Here is an 18977-nt window from a genome sequence, read left to right as displayed (position 1 = left end):
ACACTGTCCAAACAGGGGCTAGACGCTCCACCAGGCGGTCGTGTCGCCTGGCAGCTCGCCGGCCATCTCGCTGCTGCTCAGCAGCAGGGTGGCCGGCTCTTCGATCTTCACCGGCTCCGCCGTCAGGTTGGCGGCGACCCGCATGGTCTCCGTCTCGAAGCGCAGCACCCCGTCGGGCGCGTCCAGCCAGCGCAGCGTCGTCGACGGGCGGCGCAGCCGCAGCGCGTCCCGGTAGAGCGACAGCGTCGAGCGCGGATCCCCGCGCTGCGCCTCCATCGTGACGGCCGCCCAGTCCGCCGGCTGCGGCAGCCAGGAGCCGCCCGGCCCGAAGCCGAACGGCGGCGCGTCACCCGACCACGGCAGCGGCACGCGGCAGCCGTCGCGGCCGAGCTCGGCGCCGCCGGAGCGGACCCACTGCGGGTCGGTGCGCACCTCGTCCGGCAGGTCGAGCACCTCCGGCAGGCCGAGCTCCTCGCCCTGGTACAGGTAGGCGCTGCCGGGCAGGCCCAGCATGAGCAGCGCGGCGGCGCGGGCCCGCCGGACGCCGCCGAAGCGGGTCACGTGCCGGCGCCGGTCGTGGTTGGACAGCACCCAGGTGGGCGGCGCGCCGACCTGCGTCGCGGCGGCGAGCGACCCGTCGATGATCCGGCGCAGGACGGCCGGGTCCCAGGGCGCCTCCAGGAAGTCGAAGTTGAACGCCTGGTGCAGCTCGCCCACCGACACGTAGCGCGCCACCCGGGCCGGCGCGGTGTCGAACACCTCGGCGACGGCCATCCGGTCGCCCGGGTAGCTGTCGAGGATCTTGCGCCAGCCGCGGTGGATCTCGTGGACGTCCTCGTGGTCGAAGAGCGTCACGCCGGCCAGGTCCTTGATCATGCCGTGGGCGACGTCGACCCGGAAGCCGTCGACGCCCCGGTCCAGCCAGAAGCGCAGGATGTCGTCGAACTCGGCCCGCACCTCCGGGTTGTGCCAGTTGAGGTCGGGCTGCTCGGGCGCGAACAGGTGCAGGTACCACTGCCCGTCCGCGACCTGCGTCCAGGCCGGCCCGCCGAAGAGCGACTGCCACTCGTTCGGCGTGTCGCGGAAGATGTACCGGTCGCGCCGGCCCTCCACGAACCAGGGGTGCCGCGACGATGTGTGGTTGGGCACGATGTCGACGATCACCCGCAGCCCGAGCCGGTGCGCCTCCGCGAGCAGGGCGTCGAAGTCCGCGAGCGTGCCGAAGACCGGGTCGACGTCGCGGTGGTCGCTGACGTCGTAGCCGCCGTCGACCATGGGGGAGCGGTAGAACGGCGACAGCCACAGGGCGTCCACCCCGAGGTCGGCGAGGTGGCCGAGCCGGTCGGTGATGCCGGGCAGGTCACCCACGCCGTCGCCGTCGCTGTCGGCGAAGCTGCGCGGGTAGACCTGGTAGATGACCGCGTGCCGCCACCACTCCACAGAGTCACGCTAACGGGCCGCGGGCCGCCCGGAGGGCGTTCAGGAACCACTCCCACCTGTGCATTGTCGCCGGGATCGGCGGCCATCCATTGATTACGGCCATGAGCTGCCAGTACCGCTCGGCGCGCGGGTCGACGGCGAGGGTGAGCTGGTCGACCAGGACGTCCCGGTCCTCCTCGGCGACGCCCCACCGCCGCAGGACGGCGGCCACCACGAGGACCGCCTGCGGGCTGCCGGGCGCGACGCCCGCGTCCATGTGCTCGGCGATGTGACCGGTGAACCACGATATTTCTGACATGTCGGTCGGCACCAGGCGGCGCTCGTCCGTGGCGAAGCTCCGCTTGCCCATCTCCCGCAGCCGGGCCCGGAAGTCCTGCTCGCGGAGCATCCCGGCCAGCTCGATCCAGGCGTCGATCTGCGCGTCGGTGGGGTCGTCGGGCAGGTCGGGGGAGACGCTGCGCATCCGGGCGCTGAACTGCGCGGCCTCCGGCGACTCCTCCGCCCTGGGCAGCTCCGCGAAGATGCTGTCGAAGAACTCGTCCACGATCCGGCGCCGCTCGTCGGTGCTGGCCTGCGCGATCCGGGTCATCCGGTCCAGCTCGGCGGGGGTCGGGCCGCCCCGCTCCGGGTGCAGGGCCACCGCGCGCAGTGCCGCCCGGCGCAGCCGCAGCACCCGGATCTGCACGCCGATCGCCTCCGCGTGCGCGGCGGCCACCGCGCCCAGGTCCTCGCCCCGGTCCAGGACCCGCTTGATGGTCGCGATGTCCAGCCCGAGCTCCCGCAGGGTGCGCACGAACTCCAGCCGGACCAGCGAGTCGTGGTCGTAGCGCCGGTAGCCCGCGTGCGACCGCTCCGCCTCCGGGACCAGGCCGACGTCGGAGTAGTAGCGGATCGTCTTGACCGGGAGCCCGGACAGCCTGGACAGCTCGCCGATGTTCATGCGGCTCATCGTGGACCCTCCAGCTGCTGGAGAGTCAAGGAGGCGCTACCTTGCGCCAGTGGAACCTTTGCGGCTCATCCTCCTCTATGCCCACCTGATCGGCTTCGCGCTGCTGCTGGGCGGGTCGGTCACCCAGTACCTCACCGGCAAGCTGCGGATCAACAACGCGATGCTGTGGGGTGCGATCGTCCAGGTGGTGACCGGCATCGCGCTGTCCGCGCCGTTGCGCGACGGCCATGAGCCGCCCACCGCCAAGCTGGTCGTCAAGGGGCTCATCGGCCTGGCGATCTTCGCCATGACCTTCTTCTCGCGCAAGCGCGAGGAGGTCAACCGCGGGCATTTCCTGGCTTTGGTGGGGCTAACGCTCGTTAACGCCGCCGTTGCCGTCTTTTGGTAGCAAGCAGGGCGGTGCAAGATCGATGCCGGTACGCTGGAGGGACCTCTGGCACGTCACGGCCCTATAACGCACTCCTCCCAACCCGGCAGCAAACTGCGGAACTGTCGGTCTGAGGGCGTACGCTCCCGCCGTTGGGATTCACCGCGTTGGGGCGGTGCATTGGTGAAGGGAGACCGTCTTGCGCCGAGTGCGTGGGATGAAGGTTCTCGCGGCCGCCGCGGTGGCGATTGTCGCGTTGGGTGCCATGGCCGCTTGCGGTGACGACAAGGGCAGCGACCCGGGCAGCTCGAGCAGCGGTGGCACCACGGCGAAGAAGAACGTCAAGGTCGGCCTCGCGTTCGACATCGGCGGCCGGGGCGACAAGTCGTTCAACGACTCCGCCGCAGCGGGCCTCGACCGGGTCAAGAGCGAGCTCAACCTTGAGGTCAAGGATCTGGCCGCGGTCGCCGGCGAGAGCGAGAACGACAAGTACGCGCGACTGAAGCTGCTCTGCACGACGGGTTACAACCCGGTCATCGCGGTCGGCTTCGTCTACGACGGTGCGGACGCCAAGAACGGCCCGCTCGCGCGCGCCGCGAAGGACTGCCCGAACACCAAGTTCGCCATCGTCGACGGCGGCACCACCGCCGACAACGTGGCCGACCTCGTCTTCGCCGAGGAGCAGGGCTCCTTCCTGGTCGGCGCGGCCGCCGCGCTGAAGACGAAGACCGGCACGGTCGGCTTCATCGGTGGCTGCCAGGTCGACCTGATCAAGAAGTTCGAGGCGGGCTTCGCCGCCGGCGCCAAGGCCGCCAAGGCCGACGTCAAGGTGCTGACGAACTACCTGTCGACCCCGGCCGAGGCCTGCAAGGGCTTCAACGACCCCGCGGGTGGCAAGACCGCCGCGACCGGTATGTACGACCAGAAGGCCGACATCATCTACGCGGCCGCGGGCGGCTCCGGCACCGGCGTCTTCGAGGCCGCCAAGGCCAAGAGCGCCCTGGCCATCGGCGTCGACTCCGACCAGTACAACACCGTGACCGACGCCTCGCTCAAGACGGTCATCATGACCTCGATGCTCAAGCGGGTCGACAACGCGGTGTTCAACTTCGTCAAGGACTTCGGCGAGGACAAGTTCAAGGCCGGCCCGACGGTCTTCGACCTCAAGGTCGACGGCGTCGGCTACGCCACCTCCGGTGGCCAGGTCGACGACATCAAGACCAAGCTCGACGAGTTCAAGGCCGACATCGTCTCCGGCAAGATCACGGTGCCGACCAAGTAATCCAGAGCTGGACGTGAGGCGGGGGACTGTGATCCGGTCCCCCGCCATCACTTGTTGAAGGAGCATCTCGTGACCGCGGACCCACCCGCCGTCGAGCTGAAGGGGATCACCAAGCGGTTCCCCGGCGTCGTGGCGAACTCTGACGTCAACCTCACCGTCCGCAAGGGCACGATCCACGCGATCGTCGGTGAGAACGGTGCCGGCAAGTCGACCCTGATGAAGATCCTCTACGGGATGCAGCCGCCGGACGAGGGCGAGATCCTCATCGAGGGCAGCCCGGTGAAGTTCCCGACGCCCCAGCGCGCGATCGAGGCCGGCATCGGCATGGTGCACCAGCACTTCATGCTGGCCGACAACTTCACGGTCACGGAGAACGTGGTCCTCGGCGCCGAGAAGCTGCACGGCATCGGCGCCCGGGCGAAGCAGAAGATCAGTGAGATCTCCCAGCGGTACGGGCTGGACGTCGACCCCGACGCGCTGGTCGAGAACCTCGGCGTCGGCGACCGCCAGCGGGTCGAGATCCTCAAGGTGCTCTACCGGGGCGCCCGCATCCTCATCCTCGACGAGCCGACCGCGGTGCTGGTCCCGCAGGAGGTCGACGAGCTCTTCGGCAACCTGCGCGAGCTCATCCGCGAGGGCCTGACCGTGCTGTTCATCTCGCACAAGCTGGACGAGGTCCGCGGCGTCGCCGACGACATCACCGTCATCCGGCGCGGCACGACCGTCGCGTCCGTCAAGCCCGACCAGGTCACCGCCCGCCAGCTGGCGACCCTCATGGTCGGCAGCGAGCTGCCCAGCCCCGAGGCCCGCGAGTCGACCGTCACCGAGGTGCCCGTCCTGGTCGTCGAGGGGCTCACGGTCCGCGCCGCCGACGGGCGGCCGATCGTCGACAACGCCTCGTTCACGATCCACAAGGGCGAGGTCGTCGGCATCGCCGGCGTCGAGGGCAACGGCCAGGCCGAGCTCGCCGAGGCGATCATGGGCATGCGCGCCACGACCGGCACCGTCACCCTCGACGGCGACGACGTCTCCGACTGGCCCACCCGCCGGCGCCGCGAGGCGGGCATCGGCTACATCCCGGAGGACCGGCACCGGCAGGGCCTGCTGCTCGACGCGCCGCTGTGGGAGAACCGCATCCTCGGCCACCAGACCGAGCGGCCCAACGCGAGCGGCTTCCTCATCAACGTCGGCGGCGCCCGCCGCGACACCACCCGCATCGTCGCCGAGTACGACGTGCGCACGCCCGGCATCGACGTCGCCGCGGTCGCGCTGTCCGGCGGCAACCAGCAGAAGCTCATCGTCGGCCGGGAGATGAGCCACCAGCCGAAGGTGCTCATCGCCGCCCACCCGACCCGCGGCGTGGACGTCGGTGCCCAGGCCGCGATCTGGGACCACATCCGCAACGCCCGGATCGCCGGCATGGGCGTGCTGCTCATCTCCGCCGATCTCGACGAGCTGATCGGCCTGTCCGACTCGCTGAAGGTGATCTACGGTGGTCGGCTGGTGGCCGACGCCGACCCGTCGACCGTCACCCCCGAGCAGCTCGGCGTCGCCATGACCGGCGCCACAGGTGAGGAGATCCCTTCATGAACGGCTTGGAGTGCAGCGGAGGAGCCGTTCATCATCGGCTCAGTGCTCCGCGTGCCTCGTGGCGGCGCCGCGGCGAGGCGGGGGCGTCGGCATGAGCGCTGTCGCCGCGGTCCGGCGCATCGACATCGGCAAGCTGCTGCCGCAGCTGATCGCACCGGTCGCCGCGCTGATCATCGCCGCCGCGATCTCGTCGATCGCCCTGCTGATCAGCGACAAGGACCCCCTGCTGGCGTTCCAGCACATGTACGAGTTCGGCATGCTGCCGGACACGAAGGTGGAGATCCTCAACAAGGCCAGCGAGCTGTACATCGCCGCGGTCGCCGTCGCGTTCGGCTTCAAGATGGGCCTGTTCAACATCGGCGTCGAGGGCCAGTCGAAGGTCGGCGCGTTCTTCGCCGGCGCCCTGGCCAGCGCGTCGTTCATGGACTGGATGCCCGGCGGACTGCGCATCGTGCTCATCATCGTCGTCGCGATGATCGTCGGCGCGGCGTGGGCGTCGATCGCCGCGCTGCTCAAGACCCAGCGCGGGGTCAGCGAGGTCATCTCCACGCTGATGCTCAACGCGATCGGCGGCCTGGTCATCACCTGGCTGCTCAACGACCACTGGGGCGTCACCGAGCCCGGCGCGCAGATCAAGACCACCGGCATCCTGAGCGAGGACTCGTGGATGCCCGGCCTGCCGATCATCTCCGGGACCGACCAGAAGGTGCTCGGCTTCTTCGCCGTCGCGGTGGTCCTCGGCGCCGCGTACTGGTTCGTGATCAACCGCACCCGCTTCGGCTTCGACCTGCGGGCCACCGGCTACAACCCGTTCGCGGCGGTCGCCAGCGGTGTCAACGCCAAGCGCATGGTGATCACCGCGATGCTGATCTCCGGCGCGATCGCCGGCCTGGTCAACCTGCCCCGCATGCTGGGCGAGAGCCACACCTACACCGAGGGCTTCGGCGGCATCGGCTTCGCCGGCCTCGCGGTGGCGCTGCTCGGCCGCAACCACCCGATCGGCATGGCGCTCGCCGCGATCCTGTGGGGCTTCCTGGCCAGCTCGCAGATCATCCTCGACATCGACAGCATCCCCAAAGAGATCGTCCTGATCATGCAGGGCGTCACGGTCCTCTCGGTCGTCATCGCCTACGAGCTGGCCGCCCGCATCGGCCGCCGGGCCCAGCAGCGCCGGGTCGGCGTGGCCACCGCCACCGCCGCGCCCGTCCCGGTAGTGGAGGAGTCGAAGTGAGCACCGACACGATGCTCTCCGAGGCGGCGGCGCAGCCTCCGGTCAAGACCAAGGGCCGGCGGATGTCGAGCTGGATGATCATGCTCATCATCTCCGGTGCGCTGATCGGCCTGTCGCTGGTCCACCAGCTCGCCAACGCCCCGGACGTCACCTCGTCGGGCGCCATCCAGGCCGCCCTGCAGGCGGCGGTGCCGCTCGGACTCGCCGGCCTCGGCGGCCTGTGGGCGGAGCGCGCCGGCGTGGTCAACATCGGCCTCGAGGGTCAGATGATCCTCGGCACCTGGTTCGGCGCGTGGGGCAGCCTGGAGTTCGGCCCGTGGGTCGGGCTGCTCATCGGCATCCTCGGCGGCGCCATCGGCGGGCTCCTGCACGCCGTCGCCACCGTGACCTTCGGCGTCGACCACATCATCTCCGGCGTCGCGATGACGATCCTGGCACCCGGCGTCGTGCGCTACCTGTCCTACATCACCTGGGGCAGCGCCGGCGCCACGCAGTCCCCGCAGGTGCCGCACATCCCCAGGATCTCGGTGCCCGGCGTCAACGGTCTCAAGGGCATCGAGGAGCACGAGTGGTTCCTGGTGAGCGACGTCGCGGGGGTACTGCGCGGCCTGCTCTACGAGGTGTCGCTGGTGACCATCCTCGCCGTGCTGCTGATCCCGCTGACCTGGTGGCTGCTCTGGCGCACCTCGTTCGGCCTGCGGGTGCGCTCCGTCGGTGAGGACCCGCACGCGGCGGAGAGCCTCGGCCTCAACGTCTACCGCTACAAGTACTACGGTGTGGTCATCTCCGGCGCGATGGCCGGCCTCGGCGGCGTGTACCTGTCCACCGTCACCTCCGCGATCTACCGCGAGGGGCAGACCGGCGGCCGCGGCTACATCGGCCTCGCCGCGATGATCTTCGGCAACTGGCGGCCGGGCGGCCTCGCCGTGGGCGCCTCCCTGTTCGGCTACACCGACGCGCTGCAGCTGCGGCGCGGCAGCGAGTCCGTGCACGCCCTGCTCATCCTGGTCGGCGCTCTGCTGCTCGCCCTCGCGGTGTGGGAGTTCATCCGGCGCAACCGGCTCGTGGCGGTCGCTTCCGCCGTCCTCGGCGTCCTTTCCTACGTATTGTTCTTCTCCGTGGACAAGATCCCGACCGCGCTGGTGCAGGCGGCGCCCTACATCACCGTGCTGGTCGTGCTGGCGCTCGCGGCGCAACGACTCAGGCCACCGGCCGCGGACGGCAAACCGTTCCGGCGGGGAGGCTGAGCGTGACGGACGTCGACTGGGTGGCGCTGCGAGAGGCGGCGGTCACCGTGATGGCGCGCGCCTACGCGCCGTACTCGAAGTTTCCGGTGGGCGCGGCGGCGCTCGTCGACGACGGCAGGATCGTCGTGGGCTGCAACGTCGAGAACGCCTCCTACGGCCTCGGCCTGTGCGCCGAGTGCGGCCTGGTCTCCAACCTGCAGGTCACCGGCGGTGGCCGGCTGATCGCCCTGGCGTGCGTCGACGGCGACGGGCGGCCGCTCATGCCGTGCGGCCGGTGCCGGCAGCTGCTGTGGGAGCACGGCGGCGCGGACTGCCTCATCGACCACGCCGACGGCCCGCTGCCGATGACCGCGCTGCTGCCGCATGCCTTCGACGACACGGACCTGGGGCGGATCGCCCCGGCTGGTCCTTCCGTCCCGGCCGCGCTCGCCCTGAAGGTCGGCGCCGGCACGGTGTTCGTACACCCTGACATCGCCGACGGCAGGCAGGTCTGGACCGCCTACTGGGAGCGCTCGTCCGGCGCCGCGGAAAGCGAGCCGGCGGGCATCCTGGAGGAGGGCCCGACCTGGGCCACCGCCGACGAGGGGGTCGCCTGGGGCCGGGTCCGCACGTCGCGGGTGATCGTCGTCGACGCCCAGGGCACCGCCAGATGGGCCGGGGAGGCTCCCCGGCCGGCCGGCATCGAGCAGGACTGGAGTGCGGCATGAGCTTCGCGGCCGTGGACGTCATCCGCGCCAAGCGGGACAAGGGCATCCTCAGCGACGAGCAGATCGACTGGGTCGTCGACGCCTACACCAAGGGTGTCGTCGCCGACGAGCAGATGTCGGCCCTGGCGATGGCGATCCTGCTCAACGGCATGACCGCCGGCGAGATCGCCCGCTGGACCGCCGCCATGATCGCGTCGGGGGAGCGGCTGGACCTGTCCGGGGTCGGCCGCCCGACCGTCGACAAGCACTCCACCGGCGGCGTCGGCGACAAGATCACGCTGCCGCTGACCCCGCTCGTCGCGGCGTGCGGCGCGGCGGTGCCGCAGCTGTCCGGCCGCGGGCTGGGCCACACCGGCGGGACCCTCGACAAGCTGGAGGCGGTCGCCGGGTTCGGCACCAAGCTGTCCAACGAGGCGTTCGTCGAGCAGCTGCGCACGGTCGGCGCCGCGATCTGCGCCGCGGGGGAGGGCCTCGCGCCCGCCGACCGGAAGCTGTACGCGCTGCGCGACGTCACCGGCACCGTCGAGGCGATCCCGCTGATCGCCAGCTCGATCATGAGCAAGAAGATCGCGGAGGGCACCGGCGCGCTGGTCCTGGACGTGAAGTTCGGCTCCGGCGCCTTCATGCGCGAGGTCGCCGACGCGCGCGAGCTGGCCCGCACCATGGTCGAGCTCGGCAAGGCCCACGGCGTGACCACCGTCGCCCTGCTCACCGACATGGAGGTGCCGCTCGGCCGGACCGTCGGGCACTCCGTGGAGGTCGAGGAGTCCCTGGAGGTGCTCGCCGGCGGCGGGCCGCAGGACGTGGTCGCGCTGACCCTGGCCCTCGCCCGGGAGATGCTGGACGCGGCGGGTCTCGGCGACGCCGACCCGCAGGCCGCGATCGCCGGCGGGCGGGCCATGGACTCCTGGCGGGCACTCGTGCGGGCCCAGGGCGGCGACCCGGACGCGCCGCTGCCGGTGGCGCACGAGGTCGAGACGATCACCGCCGACGCCGACGGCTTCGTCGCCACCATGGACGCCTACGCTGTCGGCGTGGCCGCCTGGCGCCTCGGCGCGGGCCGCGCCCGCAAGGAGGATCCGGTCAGCGCGTTGGCCGGCATCATCCTGCACCGCAAGCCCGGCGAGGCGGTCCGGGCCGGTGACGTGATCATGGAACTGCGGGCCGAGGACGCCGGCAAGCTCCCGGCGGCGCTGGCCGTGGCCCGCGACGCGGTCACGTTGTCGGACACGCCGCCACCCTCCCGACCGCTGATTCTCGACAGGATCTCCTGATGCCCGAACTGATCAAGGCCCCCACCCAGATCCCCGTCCCCGGCGGCAAGATCATCGACGAGTACGTCGGCCGGGTCAACTCCGGCGAGTCCGCGACGTCGATCGCCAAGATGATCGCCCCGGGCGGCTGGACCGAGCCGTTCCAGACGCCCGAGTTCGACGAGTTCACGATCGTGCTCCGCGGCACCGTCAGGGTCGAGCACGACGGCGGCCACTTCGACGTCACCGCAGGTCAGGCGATCGTCACCCGGGCGGGGGAACGCGTCAGGTACACCACCCCCACCGCGGACGGCGCCGAGTACGTCGCGGTCTGCCTGCCCGCCTTCGCCCCCGACCTCGCCCGCCGGGATCCTGAGGGCGACTCCTAGAGACACTGCTGGATCCGGCGGCTACAGTGCCCGGGTGACCGTGACGTCGCCGGATCCGCAGCGGGTGCGGGAGGCGAGCCTCGAAGAGCTGCACCGCCTGCGGCTCCCTCTACCACCGCCCAACTTCCCGCTCGCCTGGGAGCCCGGCGACCTGGTGGAGCTGCGTCCCGGTGCGGAGATCGAGGTGCGCGCGGCGATCCTCAACGTCGTGCTCGCCCGGGTCGCCGGCATGCCGCCGGAGCTCGCGACGCACTGGCTGGACCGGTCGGGGCTGCAGGACCGGCTGACCGGGCCGGAGTGGCAGTTCGTGGCCGAGGGCGACGGCGACGAGCGGTCCTTCGCCCTGCACCTGGAGGCGCTCTTCGCGCTGGCCTGGCTGCTGGGCATCGCCATGGACCTCGATCCGCTGCTGCCCTCCGCCGACGGGCTCATGGAGCGGCTGCCCAACCTGCCGCAGGGCGAGACCTTCTCGGCGTGGCGGCAGCGCACCCTGGCCGCACCGCGGGGTGCGGGTGACGCCGCGGCGCAGCTCGACCTCTATTACTGCCTGGACTGGTCCTATCTGGAGGCGGAGCGGCGGCGGCTGCCGCTGCCCGGCCAGCTCGACTCCAACGCCGTCGGCCAGCGCCGCTGGGCCCTGGAGTGGGCGGTGGTCTTCACCGGGCCGTACCACGGCGACCCGCCCGGATGGGAAGAGGTCGACCTATCCACCTGAGCGCCGGCCTATCCGCCTGAGCGCCGGCCTATCCGCCTGAGCGCCGGCTTATCCGCCTGAGCGCCAGGTGCTCAGGCGCACCTCCAGCGTCGCGGTGATCGGCTCGGGCATGCCCGCCAGGGTGGCGGTCACCGCGGCCGGGTCGGTGTGCCACGCGCTCGGACCCATCCCGACCAGGGCCGCCGCTGCCGCGCGGTCCAGCGCCAGGGTGGCCCGCAGCGGCACCTCGTCCACCTGCGTGAGCCAGGGGCGCAGGCTCGCCGCGAGCCGCTCCGGCTTCGCCGGGTCGACGCCGACCATGCCCAGCGCCGCCACCAGCTCGGCGAGGTGCCCGGGCGCGGGGGTGACCACCACGGCGACGCCGCCGGGGCGCAGCACGCGGGCGAACTCCGCGCCCGACCTCGGCGCGAAGATGTCGAGGATCACATCGGCGGCCGCGTCGCGGACCGGCAGGCCCTGCCACACGTCGGCGCGCACCGCGCCGATGCGGGGGTCGGCCCTGGCCGCGCGGCGCAGCGCCGCCTTCGACACGTCCACGGCGAGTCCGACCCTGTCCGGGCCGAGGGCCCGCGCCAGGTAGCGGCCGGTCCCGGCCCCCACCTCGACGGTCAGGCCCGCTCCCGGTACACCTGCCGCCGCTGCCGCGACGGCGTCGGACACAACGTCGAAGTGTCCGGCCTCCAGGAGGGCCTCCCGGGCGGTCACCATCTCGGCGCTGTCGCCGGTGTGCACCGACCGGCCTGCGGTCAGGTCGACATAACCCTGCCGCGCGATGTCGAACGAATGGCCCGCGGCGCAGCGCAGCGCCCGATCGGCGGCGGTGAGCGGGCCGGCGCAGACCGGACACCGCAGATGTGTGATGACGGAGGCGTGCACGCTACTAGTGTCGTTCCATGGTTGCACCCACCTACGACGAGATCCGTCGCGCGCCGAAAGCCCTCCTCCACGACCACCTCGACGGCGGCCTGCGCCCCGCCACCATCCTCGACCTCGCCGCCGGCATCGGCCACGAGCTGCCCGCCGCGACCCCGGAGGGCCTCGGGGAGTGGTTCGTCGCGGCGGCCGACTCCGGGTCGCTGGAGCGTTACCTGGAGACCTTCGCCCACACGGTCGCCGTGATGCAGACCCGGGAGTCCCTGGTCCGGGTCGCCCGGGAGTGCGCCCTGGACCTCGCCGCCGACGGCGTGGTCTACGCCGAGGTGCGCTTCGCGCCGGAGCAGCACCTGGCCCAGGGCCTCGCGCTGGCCGAGGTGGTGGAGGCGGTCCTCGACGGCTTCCGCGAGGGCTCCGCCGAAGCGGCGGCCGCCGGCAACCCGATCCGGGTCGGCACGCTGCTGACCGCGATGCGGCACGCGGCCCGCTCGATGGAGATCGCCGAGCTGTCGGTGCAGTACCGCGACGCGGGCGTGGTCGGCTTCGACATCGCCGGGGCGGAGGCCGGATACCCGCCCACCCGGCACCTCGACGCCTTCGAATACCTTCAGCGCGAGAACTCGCATTTCACCATCCACGCCGGTGAGGCGTTCGGCCTGCCGTCGATCTGGCAGGCCATCCAGTGGTGCGGCGCCGACCGGCTCGGACACGGTGTGCGCATCGTCGACGACGTCGCGGCCGACAATTCCCTCGGCCGGCTCGCCGCGTACGTGCGGGACAAGCGCATTCCGCTCGAGCTCTGCCCGTCGTCCAACGTCCAGACCGGCGCCGCCGCCTCGATCCGGGAACACCCGATCGGGTTGCTGCGTGACCTGCGCTTCAGGGTCACGGTCAACACCGACAACCGGCTGATGAGCGGCACCTCGATGAGCCGCGAGATGGCCCTGCTGGTCGAGGCCTTCGGCTACGGCTGGTCCGAAATGCAGTGGTTTACGGTGAATGCAATGAAGAGTGCTTTCATTCCGTTTGATGAGCGGCTGTCGTTGATCAACGAGGTGATCAAGCCCGCATACGCGAAGTTGATGTCGTAATTTTGTACCGATTTGTCAGCCGTCATCATCTGCGTGCATCGGGTAAATCGCCCAGCGTAGGGGGATGATCGGCTGAACTTACCGTCAAACGGACTTTTTTCTTCATGCGGAACATAACGGCTAGCGGGAGGCCTGGGCTTTCTTCTTGCGACGGGACATGGTGGAATCTCGGAGGTCTGGCCCAGTAGGGTCGGCCGGTCGCGGGTGCCTGCTGATTCGCAAGGCCCCGGTTCGGAGGGCGGTGAAGTGAGCAAACGGCCAACGACGCGGGAGCCGGTCTCGTCGCGTCTGCGTCTCCCGGTGGGCCGGCTCCGAGACCTGCCGATCTGGTCGAAGCTCGGCCTGATCATGATCGTCCCGATCATCGCGACGATCGTGGTCGGCACCAACGGTCTCGTCGACAACATCGGTGACGCCAACGACGCCGACCGGGCCCGCACCCTGTCGGGGCTGTCAGCCAAGGCCTCCTCGCTCGTCCACGAGCTGCAGAGCGAGCGCGCCAACGCGGCGCTGCTGCTCGGCGTGCTCGACCAGCAGGGCAGCGTCGAGGCCCGCGCCACCTTCGAGCGCCAGATCCAGAAGACCGAGGACACGAGCAAGGAATACCGGCTCACCCGGTCCGGCCTGGCCGACCCGCCCGAGGACTTCCGCAAGCAGCTCGCCTCGATCGACACCCAGCTGCTCGACCTGCCGGGGATGCGCAAGCAGATCTCCGAAGGCGGCAAGGACATCCTGGCCAGCACCGTCGTCAGCCGGTACCGGACGCTGATCGACGACCTGCTGAGCATCCGCGACGCCGCCGCCGAGCTGTCCAACAACCCGGCCCTCGGCGCCGACATGCGCGCCGCCGCCGCGATCTCCGAGATGAAGGAGCAGGTCTCCCTCGAGCGGGTCGTCGTGCTGCGGGTCCTGACGACCAGGAAGTTCACGCCGCAGCTGCGCAAGGAGTTCGACTCCGCGCTCAACGGCCAGGATCAGGCCGAGGAGCAGTTCCGGGTCGTCTCCGAGCCGTGGCACCGCGACCTCTTCGACAAGAAGATCGCCGGCTCCGACCTGCGCGAGGCCGCGAAGTTCGAGGGCCAGCTCACCCCGCTCACCGGTGAGGACCTGCCCCAGACCGGCCTGCCATCCGCGGCCGCGTGGGACAACTCGATGGTCAACAAGGCCAACCTGCTGCGCGGCATCGAGGTCGAGTTCGACGAGCACAACATCGAGAGCGCGACCGCGCACCGCAACGACCTGCAGCGCCAGGTGCTCGTCACCGCCGGCGCCCTGCTCGGCATGCTGCTGCTGGCCATCCTCTTCGCCTGGATCGTGGCCCGGTCCATGGCCCGCTCGCTGCGGGAGCTGCGCCACGGCGCGCTGACCGTCGCGCAGTACGGGCTGCCCCAGGCCGTGCAGCGACTGCGCGACCCGGCCCTGGCCGGTCAGATGTCGCCGCATCAACTGGCACTGCAGATCGCCGAGCCACTACCGGTCCGCAGCCGCGACGAGTTCGGCCAGGTGGCCGAGGCGTTCAACGCCGTCCACCTGGAAGCCGTCCGCACCGCCGCCGAGCAGGCCGCACTGCGGGCCAGCGTCGCGACGATGTTCGTCAACCTCGCCCGCCGCTCCCAGATCCTGGTCGACCGGCTCATCGGTCACCTCGACCGGCTGGAGCGCGGCGAGGAGGACCCGGACCGGCTGGCCGAGCTCTTCCAGCTCGACCACCTCGCCACCCGGATGCGCCGTAACGACGAGAACCTCCTGGTCCTCGCCGGTGCCGACTCGACCCGTATCCAGCGCGAGCCCGCGCCGCTCATGGACGTGCTCCGCGCCGCGCAGTCCGAGGTCGAGCACTACACGCGCATCGAGTTCGGCATGATCGACCGGGACATCGAGATCGCGGCCCACTCGGTCAACGACATGGTCCACCTGGTCGCCGAGCTGCTCGACAACGCGACGGCCTTCTCCCCGCCGGACTCGGCGGTCATCGTGGAGGCCCGCCGCGTCGGCGACCGCGCCGTCCTGCTGGTCGAGGACCACGGCATCGGCGTCTCGCCCGAGCAGCTCAACGAGCTCAACGAGCGCCTCGCCAACCCGCCGATGGTCGACGTCGCCGTCTCCCGGATGATGGGCCTCGTCGTGGTCGCCCGGCTGGCCGCCCGGCACGGCGTCAAGGTCGAGCTGCGGGCCGCGCGCGAGCGCGGCACCATCGCCGACATGACGCTGCCCGCCGGTGTCCTCGTGCCGCGGGCCCTGTCCGGCCGCGCCAACGCCGGCATGCCGACCGCCGGCATGCCCGCCGTCGGCCCCAACGACATGGTCCAGGCCCGGCCGATCCCGTCGACGCCCGCGCCGCGCTCCCCGCTCGCCTCGCCGCTCGCCCTGGAGAGCGGGCCGGCGACCGTGGGCGGCCCGGCCGGCGGCGGCAACGGCGGCGGTCCGCGCTTCGGCACGCTCACCAGCAGCGGCCTCTTCGGCTCCGGCCCGCACACCGGCGAGCGGCCGACGGTCAACGGCTTCGCCAACGGCACCCCGCCGCGCCGCGAGACGCCCCCCGCCGCGTTCCACGACAGCTTCGGTGGTGCGAACCCCGCCGGCCCGCCGCCGCGTGACAGCTTCGCCGGCGGCCCCAGCGGCGCCTTCCCCCGCATCGACCCGCGCGACGCCGGTCCCGGTCCGCGCGACGGTGGTGGCTTCGGCCCTCGCCCGCCGGCCCAGCAGGGTCCCGGTGCCGGTCGCAGCCTGCCCGCCTGGTCGGACCTGACCGGTGTGGGCGGCGAGCAGTCCGAGGAGCGCCGGACGCCCGGTGACCTCAACCCGCTGCCGCAGCGCCGCGCCAACGAGAACTGGACCGTCGAGGGCGAGGTCGCCGAGGAAGAGGTCAGCGGCCAGATCCCGCGGCAGCGTCCCGAGGCGTCCGACCCGCGCGGCTATGACGTCCCCGCGGCGTACGCCGCCGGTGGCCCGCCGCCGCCCCCGGCCGCGGCGGCACCGCCGGCCTGGCCGCCGGTCTCGTCGGGGCCGCAGCAGCAGTCCGACCGGTTCGCGGCGCAGCCGCCCGCTCCGGCTCCCGCGGCCACCTCCGCCGATCCGTACGCGCCGGTGGACATGACGGCGGAGATCCCGCGGGTCCGGCTCGACTGGGACCCGGCATCCTCCGAAAGCGACGCCGGCGACTCCCGCCAGCGCTTCGTCGACGAGACGATGGAACTGCCGATCTTCCGCGAGCTGGAGTCGGCCTGGTTCCAGAGCACCAGCAAGCGCCCGACCTTCGACGACGAGCCTGTCGCCGCCGCCCCGGCCGCGCCCGCCGCGCCGGCACCGGCGTCCAACGGCGCTTCGACGCGGCCGGTCGAGGTGACCTACAGCGACACGGCATACGTGCCTCCGCAGCGATTTGAAACCCGGGTTCCGGGTGAAGCTTCGCGAGGTTCGGCCGACCGGGCGACCGGCGGTTCGGCGGTAAACTGGCAGACTGCGGCAGACGAAGGATGGCAGGCGGCCGCCGCACTCGCCCAGGAGCAGGAATTTGCGAAGACCGACACGGGTTTGCCAAAACGCGTGCCGCAAGCGCAACTGGTCCCGGGCGGGGTGGAGAAGAACCCCGCCACGGTCCACCGGCGCACGCCGGAGTCCGTGCGTGGTCTGTTGTCCGCTTATCACCGAGGCGTTCAGCGCGGCCGCACCCGGTCCGACGACTCGAAAACCCCGGAGCCCACTTCGGCCGGGCCTCAAAACTCGCAGGTTGGCAAGGAGCAAGAGGCATGACATCTACGCAGGATCTCGGTTGGCTACTGGCCAATTTCGCAGACCGGGTGCCGGGCGTCGCCCATGCGGTAGCCGTCTCGGCGGACGGTCTGCTGCTGGCCGCCTCTCGTGACCTGCCGCGCGACCGTGGCGACCAGCTCGCCGCGATCGCTTCCGGTTTGGTGAGCCTCACGCAGGGCGCCTCCCGCTGCTTCGAGGGCGGGGCGGTGCTGCAGACCGTCGTCGAGATGGACAACGGCTTCCTCTTCCTCATGTCGATCTCCGACGGCTCCTCGTTCGCGGTCCTCGCGGCCCGGGCGTGTGACGTCGGTCAGGTCGGCTACGAGATGGCGCTGCTGGTCGACCGGGTCGGTGACGCATTGACGCCGCCACCCCGGCCGACAGCATCGATGCTCGGCTGAAACTGAACTAGGTGCTTTCCGCTTTAGCGCATGACGCAATAACTGTTGACGCTGTTGACGAGGCCCGACGAGTGAGGAGGTGAACGGCGACCATGGCCGAGCGCGATGAACCAACCGGCGCGTTGGTCAGGCCGTACGCCGTCACCCGAGGTCGCACCCGGCCCAAGCTGGACATCGCGATCGAGGCGCTGGTCGAGACCACCGTGCGGGGTCGCGCGGCCAACTCTCGGCCGGGCGGCGCTCACGGACAAGAACAGCAATACATTTCAACGCTTTGCGACGGTCGCCTGCAGTCTCTCGCTGAGATCGCGGCGCGCATGCAGCTTCCGCTGGGTGTCGCGCGGGTCATTGTGGCGGACATGGCTGCCGACGGACTCGTCGCGGTGTACGAGCCGACCTCGCTCGACGAAAACGAGTCGGTGGGCACAGAACTGCTTGAGAGGGTGCTGAGTGGACTTCGGAGGCTCTGACGTGGCAGTCCGCCCAGGGCGGGTCACGTCAGCGAAGATCGTCATCGCCGGAGGGTTCGGCGTGGGCAAGACCACACTGGTCGGCTCGGTCTCGGAGATCACGCCGCTGACCACCGAGGCCATCATGACGTCCGCCGGCGTCGGTGTGGATGACACCCGCAATGTCCCCGGCAAGACGACGACCACGGTCGCGATGGACTTCGGTCGTATCTCGATCGACCGTGACCTGATCCTGTACCTGTTCGGCACCCCGGGCCAGACCCGCTTCTGGTTCATGTGGGACGAACTGGTCCGAGGCGCCATCGGCGCTGTCGTCATGGTGGACACCCGGCGCCTCGCCGACTGTTTCGCCGCGATCGACTTCTTCGAGCACCGGCGCCTGCCGTACCTCGTCGCGATCAACTGCTTCGACGGCGTGCAGTACCACAACGCCGACGACGTCCGCGAGGCCCTGGCCATCTCCAGCGACGTTCCGGTCGTCTCGTGCGACGCCCGCTCCCGCGAGTCGACGAAGAACGTCCTCATCTCGCTCGTCGAGTACGTCCTCTCGATGCGCCGCACCCGGGCCACCGCCCCCGCGTAACGCACCACCCCCTCTCCAGCACCTCACCGCGCGCACCGTCGCCGCCTCCTCAGCAGGGCGGCAACGGTGCGCGCACCATTTCCACCCAGTCTGTCGGTGCGCATGCGGTTGCCTGGGTTCTCTGACGGTTGGGTGCGCGGCGGCGCGCTGGCTCGGCGGTCGGGCAGCTCGGCGGTCTGGTGGGCGAGTTTTGTGTGGTGCCTCTCGGCGGCCGGTGCACGGGCGGCGCCATGACATCGGTCCGCATCGCAGTCTGGACGGGACGTGCCGGATCGGTCGATGGCTGCGGTTCTTCCCGCGGCCCCGATTGCTGGCTGGCGACCTCAGGCCGGCCGAAGTGCCAGCCGAAGTGTCGGCGGCGGCCGGGATCGGCGATGGGACTGCGTCATCCTGCGGGGGCTCCCTCCTTCGGGCGGTTGACGGCGAATCAGTGCTGGAGCTGGCGGGCATCCTCGCTGAGCTCGACGGCGCCCGCGTGTAGGTTGCCCTCTACCCCTACGAGCTGTGACTGCCCGCGAGACGGTCCTGGTGTGCTCTGAGACGCCCGTGCGCCCCGCAAGTCACACCCAGACCTCCTCAGCGGGGATCGAAGGCTCACAGTCCATCTGAGACCCCCAATTCTCCCGGCTGGCCGCG

Annotated in this window: 17 protein-coding genes; 14 read left to right on the top strand and 3 right to left on the bottom strand. The window is 71.0% G+C overall.

The genetic code is table 11. The annotated features are described in order from the left end of the window. Positions 1-18: 18 nt before the first annotated feature. Complete coding sequence (locus ACQEVZ_RS21760) at positions 19-1440, bottom strand: glycoside hydrolase family 13 protein (RefSeq protein WP_433369308.1); 1422 nt, start codon at positions 1438-1440, stop codon at positions 19-21. 4 nt (positions 1441-1444) lie between these two features. Further along, on the bottom strand, positions 1445-2380 hold the full coding sequence (locus ACQEVZ_RS21755; protein WP_433369305.1) for a MerR family transcriptional regulator: 936 nt from the start codon (positions 2378-2380) through the stop codon (positions 1445-1447). A 58-nt stretch (positions 2381-2438) separates the two neighbouring features. On the opposite strand from ACQEVZ_RS21755, the gene ACQEVZ_RS21750 reads away from it, so the two are divergent. The 9 genes from ACQEVZ_RS21750 to ACQEVZ_RS21710 all read left to right on the top strand — a co-directional run bounded on the left by ACQEVZ_RS21750 (position 2439) and on the right by ACQEVZ_RS21710 (position 11170). Beyond that, the gene (locus tag ACQEVZ_RS21750) at positions 2439-2777 is read left to right on the top strand and encodes a hypothetical protein (protein ID WP_344503848.1); all 339 of its coding nucleotides are present in this window, start codon (positions 2439-2441) and stop codon (positions 2775-2777) included. 196 nt (positions 2778-2973) lie between these two features. Next, positions 2974-4038 (top strand): BMP family lipoprotein, encoded by a 1065-nt coding sequence (locus ACQEVZ_RS21745; RefSeq protein ID WP_433369301.1) that lies wholly within the window; start codon positions 2974-2976, stop codon positions 4036-4038. A 69-nt stretch (positions 4039-4107) separates the two neighbouring features. Then, complete coding sequence (locus tag ACQEVZ_RS21740) at positions 4108-5628, top strand: ABC transporter ATP-binding protein (RefSeq protein WP_433369298.1); 1521 nt, start codon at positions 4108-4110, stop codon at positions 5626-5628. 91 nt (positions 5629-5719) lie between these two features. After that, positions 5720-6859: an ABC transporter permease gene (locus tag ACQEVZ_RS21735; protein WP_433369295.1), complete on the top strand. Its 1140-nt coding sequence runs from the start codon at positions 5720-5722 to the stop codon at positions 6857-6859. Further along, entirely contained in the window at positions 6856-8106 is a 1251-nt protein-coding gene (locus tag ACQEVZ_RS21730) for an ABC transporter permease (RefSeq protein ID WP_433369292.1), read from the top strand. The genes ACQEVZ_RS21735 and ACQEVZ_RS21730 overlap by 4 nt, the downstream gene beginning before the upstream one ends. A gap of 2 nt (positions 8107-8108) precedes the next feature. Further along, positions 8109-8813: a cytidine deaminase gene (locus ACQEVZ_RS21725; RefSeq protein ID WP_344503843.1), complete on the top strand. Its 705-nt coding sequence runs from the start codon at positions 8109-8111 to the stop codon at positions 8811-8813. After that, positions 8810-10087 (top strand): thymidine phosphorylase, encoded by a 1278-nt coding sequence (locus tag ACQEVZ_RS21720; protein WP_433369289.1) that lies wholly within the window; start codon positions 8810-8812, stop codon positions 10085-10087. The genes ACQEVZ_RS21725 and ACQEVZ_RS21720 overlap by 4 nt, the downstream gene beginning before the upstream one ends. Further along, positions 10087-10455 carry a cupin domain-containing protein gene (locus ACQEVZ_RS21715; RefSeq protein WP_344503841.1) on the top strand — a complete coding sequence of 123 codons (369 nt, stop codon included), beginning with the start codon at positions 10087-10089 and terminating at the stop codon, positions 10453-10455. The genes ACQEVZ_RS21720 and ACQEVZ_RS21715 overlap by 1 nt, the downstream gene beginning before the upstream one ends. A 34-nt stretch (positions 10456-10489) precedes the next feature. Next, positions 10490-11170, top strand: a complete 681-nt coding sequence (locus ACQEVZ_RS21710; protein WP_344503840.1) for a DUF4272 domain-containing protein — start codon at positions 10490-10492, stop codon at positions 11168-11170. 48 nt (positions 11171-11218) lie between these two features. On the opposite strand, the gene ACQEVZ_RS21705 is transcribed toward ACQEVZ_RS21710, so the two are convergent. Further along, positions 11219-12046: a putative RNA methyltransferase gene (locus ACQEVZ_RS21705; RefSeq protein ID WP_433369285.1), complete on the bottom strand. Its 828-nt coding sequence runs from the start codon at positions 12044-12046 to the stop codon at positions 11219-11221. A gap of 17 nt (positions 12047-12063) precedes the next feature. Between ACQEVZ_RS21705 and ACQEVZ_RS21700 the strand changes: the two genes are divergently transcribed. The 5 genes from ACQEVZ_RS21700 to ACQEVZ_RS21680 all read left to right on the top strand — a co-directional run bounded on the left by ACQEVZ_RS21700 (position 12064) and on the right by ACQEVZ_RS21680 (position 18341). Continuing rightward, on the top strand, positions 12064-13134 hold the full coding sequence (locus ACQEVZ_RS21700; protein ID WP_433369282.1) for an adenosine deaminase: 1071 nt from the start codon (positions 12064-12066) through the stop codon (positions 13132-13134). Positions 13135-13434: 300 nt separating this feature from the next. Continuing rightward, on the top strand, positions 13435-16887 hold the full coding sequence (locus ACQEVZ_RS21695) for a sensor histidine kinase (protein ID WP_433369279.1): 3453 nt from the start codon (positions 13435-13437) through the stop codon (positions 16885-16887). Further along, positions 16884-17288 carry a roadblock/LC7 domain-containing protein gene (locus tag ACQEVZ_RS21690; RefSeq protein WP_033358336.1) on the top strand — a complete coding sequence of 135 codons (405 nt, stop codon included), beginning with the start codon at positions 16884-16886 and terminating at the stop codon, positions 17286-17288. Before ACQEVZ_RS21695 ends, ACQEVZ_RS21690 begins: the two co-directional genes overlap by 4 nt. A 92-nt stretch (positions 17289-17380) precedes the next feature. Beyond that, positions 17381-17758, top strand: coding sequence for a DUF742 domain-containing protein (locus ACQEVZ_RS21685; protein WP_033358337.1), 378 nt, complete (start codon positions 17381-17383; stop codon positions 17756-17758). Continuing rightward, positions 17739-18341, top strand: a complete 603-nt coding sequence (locus tag ACQEVZ_RS21680; RefSeq protein ID WP_203848113.1) for a GTP-binding protein — start codon at positions 17739-17741, stop codon at positions 18339-18341. Before ACQEVZ_RS21685 ends, ACQEVZ_RS21680 begins: the two co-directional genes overlap by 20 nt. Positions 18342-18977: the final 636 nt, after the last annotated feature.

This window comes from Dactylosporangium sp. CA-152071, from assembly GCF_050936335.1.
Taxonomy (GTDB): domain Bacteria; phylum Actinomycetota; class Actinomycetes; order Mycobacteriales; family Micromonosporaceae; genus Dactylosporangium; species Dactylosporangium maewongense.
Note: the sequence above shows the minus strand (reverse complement) of the source record. Positions and strands in the feature narration are given on the sequence as shown.

Coding starts and splice junctions, on each gene's coding strand:
- ACQEVZ_RS21690 (WP_033358336.1), top strand. CDS start 16,884: ATGACATCTACGCAGGATCTCGGTTGGCTACTGGCCAATTTCGCAGAC.
- ACQEVZ_RS21745 (WP_433369301.1), top strand. CDS start 2,974: ATGAAGGTTCTCGCGGCCGCCGCGGTGGCGATTGTCGCGTTGGGTGCC.
- ACQEVZ_RS21700 (WP_433369282.1), top strand. CDS start 12,064: ATGGTTGCACCCACCTACGACGAGATCCGTCGCGCGCCGAAAGCCCTC.
- ACQEVZ_RS21720 (WP_433369289.1), top strand. CDS start 8,810: ATGAGCTTCGCGGCCGTGGACGTCATCCGCGCCAAGCGGGACAAGGGC.
- ACQEVZ_RS21735 (WP_433369295.1), top strand. CDS start 5,720: ATGAGCGCTGTCGCCGCGGTCCGGCGCATCGACATCGGCAAGCTGCTG.
- ACQEVZ_RS21755 (WP_433369305.1), bottom strand. CDS start 2,380: ATGAACATCGGCGAGCTGTCCAGGCTGTCCGGGCTCCCGGTCAAGACG.
- ACQEVZ_RS21715 (WP_344503841.1), top strand. CDS start 10,087: ATGCCCGAACTGATCAAGGCCCCCACCCAGATCCCCGTCCCCGGCGGC.
- ACQEVZ_RS21685 (WP_033358337.1), top strand. CDS start 17,381: ATGGCCGAGCGCGATGAACCAACCGGCGCGTTGGTCAGGCCGTACGCC.